Source organism: Actinomyces sp. oral taxon 448 str. F0400, assembly GCF_000220835.1.
Lineage (GTDB): Bacteria > Actinomycetota > Actinomycetes > Actinomycetales > Actinomycetaceae > Actinomyces.
Genome location: NZ_GL985606.1, coordinates 172,950 through 179,796 on the forward strand (window position 1 = coordinate 172,950; position 6,847 = coordinate 179,796).

The window sequence follows — 6,847 nt, forward strand, 5'->3', positions numbered from 1 at the left end:
CCCCCAGGATGTGCGGTCGGACCGACACCCACCAGTGGCACATATGCTATTCACCGATGGTTTCACGCCAATCCGCTCAGGCGTGCCGATGCGGCGCAGGGCAGGACTCACTCAGGGAGGTCTCATGCACATCGCCGTCTACGCCTTCGACGGCGTCGCCACCTTCCACCTGTCGATCCCCCAGATGGTCTTCGGGACCGTGAGACAGCTGGGGCTGGCGGACTGGCGGGTCTCGTTGTTCACCACCACCTCCGGGGCGGCCGCGCCCACGGAGGACGTCACAGGTCCCGAGGCCGCCGTGAGCGCCGAGACTCCCACACCGCCAATGCACCGGGAGGATCCGGCATCCTTGCCCTCCTCGCTGCCCACCCTCTCCGTCCGCACCTCGGAGGGCTACGTCCTCAGCGGCCTGGGCGGTCCGGAGCTGGCGGGGAAGGCCGACGTCGTCGTGGTACCGGCGTGGTTCGCCGACGGGCGCGCCGCGGGAAGGGAGCTGTGCTCACTGCTGAAGGCGGCGCACGCCCGGGGCGCGAACATCGTCGGCCTGTGTCTGGGGGCGATCCCGCTGGCTGAGGCCGGCCTCATCGGTGAGCGCCGGGCGGTGACGCACTGGCGGGCCTTCGAGCCGCTGGCGCGCGAGCACCCGGAGATCGCGCTGGACGAGTCGGTCCTGTATGTCGACCACGGTGACGTCCTGACCTCGGCTGGTGCGGCGTCGGGCCTGGACGCGTGCCTCCACCTGGTGCGCGCGCAGCTGGGGGCACGGGCCGCCAATGAGGTCGCACGCCAGCTCGTCATCGCGCCGCATCGCGAGGGCGGGCAGGCCCAGTACATCGAGCGGCCGGTGCCGCAGTACACCGACGACGACCCGATAGGCCGCACGGTGGCCTGGGCACTGGAGCACCTGAGCGAGCCGTTGCCGGTGGAGCGGCTGGCGAGGACGGCGCAGATGAGCACTCGCTCCTTCATCCGAACCTTCCGTGAGACGACCGGGACCGCGCCAGCGGCCTGGGTGCGCGTCCAGCGGGTGCGCGAGGCACAGCGGCTCCTGGAGAGCACGGATCTGACGGTGGAGCAGGTGGCTTCGGTCTGCGGCTTCGGTAGCGCGGTCACTATGCGACAGGCTTTCGCCCGAACGCTCGGCACGACGCCGTCGGCCTACCGACGCCGGTTCCGCACCGCTTCTCCCGACCCTGCCGGTGATAGGGACGTCACTGCGCAGGCGGCTCGACGACGAGCGGAGCCTCGTCCGGCGCTCGTACCTCGGCCCGGGGCGTCGGCTCCAGGCTGAGACTCACGTGCAACCACTGCCCCTGCTCGTCCCCGTAGTAGACGCTGGGCACGCCACCCACGGTCATGAGCAGAACGACGGCGAGCGCAGCCTTCGCAGCACCCACCTTGCTGGCGATACGGGTGACGTCGTGGTTGCCGACGAAGGTGGCCGGGATGAAGCTCTCCAGCAGCTCGTTGTGGCGCCCCAGGCACCAGTCGAGCTCATAGAAGTTGACGTCGGCCAGCGAGCTCCAGATCGCCTTCCACAGCTCGTACTGGGCGACAGTGTCCACGGTGGAGGCCTCCACGAAACCGGTGTAGTCGCCGTGGATGACCTCGCCCATGAACCAGGCGTCGGGGTGGCGCTCTCGTACGGCGGGCAGGACACTGGCCCAGAAGGCGGGGTCGATGCCGTAGGCGGCGTCCAGGCGCCAGGCGCTCGCGCCACGATCGAGCCAGTGGGTGAGAACCCGCACGGCGAGGTCGCGCACCTCGGCGGAGTCGTGGTTGAGAGCGGCCAACGACTCGCGCCCCTCGAAGGTGGCGTAGCCGGGACCGCCCTCCCCGCCGGCCGCGTCATCGAAGCGGAAGCGGTCGCGCCCCTCTCCCCCGGATCGCGCGGCCCGCCTCTGACCGGTCACCCGGCGCGCTCACCCATGCTCCGAGGCGGAACCGGACCAGGCTCGGCGGAAAAGGGGCTACAGGAGACGAGCGGTCTCAGACCTCCTCGTACTGGGTGATGACGGGAGCCTCGTCGGAGAGCTCGACCAGCCGGGGGATGAGGGTGGTGAAGTGCTCGGAGGCGTTGTGGGCATCGATGGCGGCGGCGTCGGCCCAGCCCTCAACGAAAGCGAAAGCACCGGCGTCCTCGCGGGAGACGACGAACTGGTAGGAGACGTTGCCGACCTCGGCGAGGCTGCCGGCGACCAGGCGGCGACCGAGCTCGACGAAGCGCTCACGATTGGCCTCGGGAACTGCGAAAGTGGCAATGATGGTGATCATGGAACTCCTCGATCCGGTCCGTCGGCGGCCCTCCGACCGTCATGACGCGACCCCATGCTATTGAGGATCGACTCAGTCCCGTGGCTGGCGCTCCGCCCACTCGCGCGGGCTGACCCGGCACCCCGTGTAGAAGGGGGTGTCGATGCGCACGTGGAGGCGGGCCTCCGTGTAGCGCTGATGGTGGATGACGCCCTCGAGCCGGTCGAGGGCGTCGGCCTCGAAGGCGAGGACCCACTCGTAGTCGCTCATGCCGAAGGTCGAGAGGGTGGAGCCCTTGACGTCCGGGTACGCGGAGAAGCCGTTGCGACCGTGCGCGGCCATGATCCGCGAGCGCTCCTCGCCGGGGAGCAGGTACCAGTCGTAGCTGCGCACGAAGGGGTAGACCATGCACCAGTCCCGCGGGGCGACGCCGCCGAAGCAGGCGGGGATGTGGCGGCGGTTGAATTCAGCGGGCGTGTGCAGGCCCATGCAGGACCACACGGGCTCGACGTAGCGGCCCAGGGCGCTGGCGCGCAGCCGGTGGCTCGCGTCCTGAAGCTTCTCCGGGTCGTCGTCGAGCCACCAGATCATGAGGTCGGCGTCGCTTCGGAACCCGGCGACGTCGTACCAGCCGCGGGTGGTGACCTCGGACTGGTCGACGAAGTAGTTCGACTCGCCGACGAGCCGGCGGCGGGTGTCCTCGAGGGCGGGCAGCGACGACGTGAGTCGGTAGACGGCGTACAGGGCGTAGTGGAGACGGTCGTTGACCGCGTCCAGGTCGACGTCGGCGGCGTCGCGCGGGTCGTGGTGGGGGCGGCGCTCTTCCTCCTCGAAGCGGTGCAGGTGGGGGGCGCCCTCACCGGAGTCGACGGCGGGGTGGGTGTTCTCGTGGCTCGTCATCGTGGGTCTCCTTCCTCGGCGATAGGAGCAGTATGCGGCCTCCCGGGCGACAGCGGGACCGAGGTCGTCAAGTTCACCGCGTCGGTCTCGTCCGCCGGGACCACCGGGTTCTCCAGGTCGTCCGACGGGCCGCTCGCCCCGGGGCCGGTCGTGCGGAGCGCGCCGCATGCGCCGGGCCGGCCGGCGCGGCCTGCATGAGCGTCGTGGCCGCCGGAGCCGTCGCGGGCGCGGGGCGGTCGGGTCGCCGGAAGGCAGCAGTCGGGCGGGCAAACGGTGTGGAAGGGGCCGGTGCCGGTGGTCGACGTCGGACGGGCGCCCTCTCCGCGGGCCACGGCGGCGCGCTCCGCCAGGACATCCCCCAGGGAGGATACGAAAGCCGGGTGGGTACCGGCCGTCGCCGCCCGCACGTAGGGCATCCCCAGGCGCTCGGCGGTGTTCGCGGCCTCGATGTCGAGGTCGAAGACGACCTCCATGTGGTCGGCGACGAAGCCGACCGGCGCCACGACGACGCCGGCGGGCGCCGTCACCGGCATGCCGTCCGTGAGACGGCCGGCGGCGAGGGACTCCAGATGGTCGTTGATATCCGGCTCGAGCCAGCGGGACCGGGGCGGGCCGGAGCGCGAGCAGAACACGAGGTCGTGGTCGGGCGGCGCCTTCAGGCCGAGACGCTCGGCGAGGACGGGCAGCAGAACGTCGATGAAACGGCGATGCTGAGCCACGTAGGAGATCTCGGTCGACAGGTCGGCGGCCACACCGGGGTCGAGGGCGGCGGGACCGGGGTGGGAGGCGCTTCGGCCGTCGCGGGGGGCCGAGCCCCGCTCCATGGATTCGGGAATGGAGTGAGTGACGAGCGCGAGCCTGACGGCCCGCGGGTCGATGCCGCGCTCACGCAGCCGCTCGTACGCCTCGACGATGGCGTCGACGTTGGCCCGCAGCATGCCGTCGGTGTTGTAGAAGGGGCGGGTCTTGTCGACGGTGAGCCTCACGGGCGCCCCGCCCGCGCCGCCGACCCGGGCGGCGGCATCGGCCTCGGCGCCCCGCCCGGTGGTCCCGTCGGCTCCAGCGGCGAGCAGCTCCAGCGCGCCGGCCACGTCCTCGCGGTACTGGCGGCATCCCGAGTAAGAGCCGTATGCGGAGGTTGTGACCGCCAGGACGCGGCGCGCCCCGCCGTCGGCCAGGGCGCGCAGGGCCTCGGAGACGAAAGGGAACCAGTTGCGGTTGCCGACGACCACCGGTAGATGCGAACCCCGGGCGGCCAGCTCAGTGCGCAGGGCCTCCAGGAGTTCGGCGTTGCGGGCGTTGATCGGTGAGATTCCGCCGAAACGGCCATAGTGACCGGAGACCTGCAGGAGCCGCGAGTCGGGCACGCCCCGCCCAGCGGTGGCGTTGCGCATAAATGGCAGGACGTCGTCGGGGCCCTGCGGGCCGCCGTAGGACAGCAGGAGAACGGCGTCGTAGGGGGACAGGGGATCCAGGGGGTCGTTCATGCGCGTTCTCCTGTCAGAACGGGAAGCCCGAGCTGCTTGAGATCCTCCGACGTCGCGACCGGCTCGGGCCTGCGAGCGCCGGCCTCCACGACGGCGTGCGGGTCCGGCAGGCTCGGCAGGTCCGCCGGTCCGCCGCCGGACCGCTGATCCTGCGCCGCCCGGCCGCCCTCGCGGGCGGGGCAGACGGCGGGCGGCTCGGTGTCGCCGCGCAGCCCCGCGGCGACCTCGGGCCCGAGCACGAGGTCGAGCGCCTCCAGATACTCCTGCTCGCGGCCGGTCTCCCCGGCCCGTCGCACCGCGACGGTCGGGTGATGCAGAAGGCGGGCGGCCAGATGGTGCAGCGCCCGGGCGGCCTCCTCGGCGTCGACGGCGCCGTCCCTGGTGCGCATGCGCGCGACCTCCTCCTCGACGATCCCTTCCACTCCGCTGCGCAGCCTGCGTACAACGGGGTCCATGCGGCGTCCGGCCTGCGCCCGTTCGAAGGACGCGACCTCCTGGGCGACGATCCGGCGGGCGGCTCCGACCTGGGAGGCCTCGACGTCGGGCACGGCGCGCTGAACGGCGGGCAGGTCGATGAGCTCGACGCCCGGCAGGGAGCCGACCGCCCGCTCCACGTCACGACTCAGGGCGAGGTCGAGCACGACCAGTGGGCCGGCCTTCTCGCGCACGTGCGGCGGAGCGGGCCGGCGGCGGCGGACGACCGGGGCCAGCAGTTCCCGGGTCAGAACGGGGCCGCCCAGGCCCCGGCAGGTGATGATGAGGTCCGCCCGGGCCAGGCGGCCGGGCAGATCGGCCTCCTCGACGGCGCGCACGGCGTGCCCGGCGGCGAAGGGGCCGGCGCGCTCGGAGCGGGAGTAGACCCCGATGTCGCTCGCCCCGCGCTCGCGCAAGGCGGTGACGGCGGCACCGGCGTAGGCGCCCGTGCCCACGACCAGGACGCTCGCCCCGTCCAGGGGCGGCATGCGGGAGGCGGCCAGGTCCAGGGCGACGGACACGACGCTGCGACCGGTGCTCGCCAACGAGGTCCGCACGGCCACGCGGCGCGAGGCCGCCGAGGCGTGCTCGACGGCGCGGGTGATGGCGCCCGTGGCCGTGCCCTCGGCGGTGGCGCTGGTCAGGGCGCGACGCAGCTGCCCGGCGATCTCGCGCTCGCCGACGACCATGGACGTCAGCCCGGCCGCGGTGGCGAAGAGTTCGAGATGGGCGGCGTGCCCCGACCAGGCGCTCAGGGGCACGGGGCCGCCGGCACCGGCGCGCTCGGCGAGGAAGGCCGCGACGGCGTCGCGCAGCGCTTCGACCGGGCGCCCGTCGGGGGCGTCGAGCACGATCGCCACGCGGTTGCAAGTGCTCAGAATGAGGACGCCGTCGAGTCCCGGAACGGCACGGCGCAAGTCCGGCTCCGCATGCGCAGCGACGGTCCCGAGGCGAGCGACGGCCTCCAGACCCTGGGTGCGATGGTCGGCGGAGAGAAGATGAAGAGTCACAGCAGGAGTCAGTCAAGCACCCGGCGTCGCCCGAAGCCCAACCGGGCTCGCGTGACGAACACCGGCTATCGGGACGAGGCGTCTCAATTGTTTTCTGACATTCCGTCTTGTCATTCTGCGCGGCGCTATTGCCGGCATTAAGAACTCCAGCGCGGCCGGTGGAGGCGTGTCGGCCGAATGGCGTCGACTAGCATCCGAGAAGAATACGAAGCGTCACCTCTGGCCACATTCAGGATGTTTTCATGACAGATTCCGCACCAAATTCGGGGGAGTTCGCCGCCGACGTCGCGCCCGCCCTGCTGCGCGCGCTCACGGGAGCGCGACCCGAACGCACGCCCGTGTGGTTCATGCGGCAGGCGGGGCGGAGTCTGCCGGAGTACCGCGCGCTGCGCGACCGGGCGGGCCTGAGCATGCTCGACGTCTGCCTCGACCCCGCGCTCGCGGCCGAGATCACGCTCCAGCCCGTGCGCCGCCACGGGGTGGACGCCGCCGTCTTCTTCTCCGACATCATGGTGCCCCTGCGGCTGGCCGGCCTGGCGGTGCGGATCGAACCGGGCCTCGGCCCCGTCCTCGACGAGCCGGTGCGCACGCCGGCGGACGTCGCCCGGCTGACCGCCCGCCGCTACGGCGAGGGAGAGGCCGGCGGGGCCGGGGCGCGCGCCGTCGAGGCCGGCGTGCGCGCCGCCTGCGCCGAGCTGGGAACCCCCACGGCGCCCGGAGGGG

At 72.3% G+C, this 6,847-nt stretch carries 6 protein-coding genes and 1 pseudogene; 2 read left to right on the forward strand and 5 right to left on the reverse strand.

All coding sequences use genetic code 11. The features are described 5' to 3' along the window. Window positions 1–124 precede the first annotated feature (124 nt). Window positions 125–1,291, forward strand: a complete 1,167-nt coding sequence (locus HMPREF9062_RS00810; protein ID WP_156789922.1) for a GlxA family transcriptional regulator — start codon at window positions 125–127, stop codon at window positions 1,289–1,291. Here HMPREF9062_RS00810 and HMPREF9062_RS00815 read toward each other — a convergent pair. The 5 genes and pseudogenes from HMPREF9062_RS00815 to HMPREF9062_RS00835 all read right to left on the reverse strand — a co-directional run. Beyond that, window positions 1,212–1,898: pseudogene (locus tag HMPREF9062_RS00815) on the reverse strand (alpha-amylase family glycosyl hydrolase); the annotation flags it as partial. The gene HMPREF9062_RS00810 and the pseudogene HMPREF9062_RS00815 overlap by 80 nt on opposite strands. Before the next feature lie 91 nt (window positions 1,899–1,989). Beyond that, window positions 1,990–2,274 carry a putative quinol monooxygenase gene (locus tag HMPREF9062_RS00820; RefSeq protein WP_009409703.1) on the reverse strand — a complete coding sequence of 95 codons (285 nt, stop codon included), beginning with the start codon at window positions 2,272–2,274 and terminating at the stop codon, window positions 1,990–1,992. Between the two features lie 72 nt (window positions 2,275–2,346). Further along, on the reverse strand, window positions 2,347–3,153 hold the full coding sequence (gene hemQ / locus HMPREF9062_RS00825; RefSeq protein WP_009409704.1) for a hydrogen peroxide-dependent heme synthase: 807 nt from the start codon (window positions 3,151–3,153) through the stop codon (window positions 2,347–2,349). Continuing rightward, window positions 3,150–4,640: a ferrochelatase gene (locus HMPREF9062_RS00830; protein WP_009409705.1), complete on the reverse strand. Its 1,491-nt coding sequence runs from the start codon at window positions 4,638–4,640 to the stop codon at window positions 3,150–3,152. The genes hemQ and HMPREF9062_RS00830 overlap by 4 nt, the downstream gene beginning before the upstream one ends. Then, window positions 4,637–6,124, reverse strand: a complete 1,488-nt coding sequence (locus HMPREF9062_RS00835; protein ID WP_009409706.1) for a glutamyl-tRNA reductase — start codon at window positions 6,122–6,124, stop codon at window positions 4,637–4,639. Before HMPREF9062_RS00835 ends, HMPREF9062_RS00830 begins: the two co-directional genes overlap by 4 nt. Before the next feature lie 242 nt (window positions 6,125–6,366). On the opposite strand from HMPREF9062_RS00835, the gene HMPREF9062_RS13340 reads away from it, so the two are divergent. Next, the coding region (locus HMPREF9062_RS13340) for a uroporphyrinogen decarboxylase family protein (RefSeq protein ID WP_009409708.1) at window positions 6,367–6,847 on the forward strand (481 nt) is incomplete at its 3' end.

What these genes read in the sequence shown, in the direction of transcription:
- HMPREF9062_RS00820 (WP_009409703.1), bottom strand. Translation starts at nt 2,274, where the DNA reads ATGATCACCATCATTGCCACTTTCGCAGTTCCCGAGGCCAATCGTGAG.
- hemQ (WP_009409704.1), bottom strand. Translation starts at nt 3,153, where the DNA reads ATGACGAGCCACGAGAACACCCACCCCGCCGTCGACTCCGGTGAGGGC.
- HMPREF9062_RS00830 (WP_009409705.1), bottom strand. Translation starts at nt 4,640, where the DNA reads ATGAACGACCCCCTGGATCCCCTGTCCCCCTACGACGCCGTTCTCCTG.
- HMPREF9062_RS00810 (WP_156789922.1), top strand. Translation starts at nt 125, where the DNA reads ATGCACATCGCCGTCTACGCCTTCGACGGCGTCGCCACCTTCCACCTG.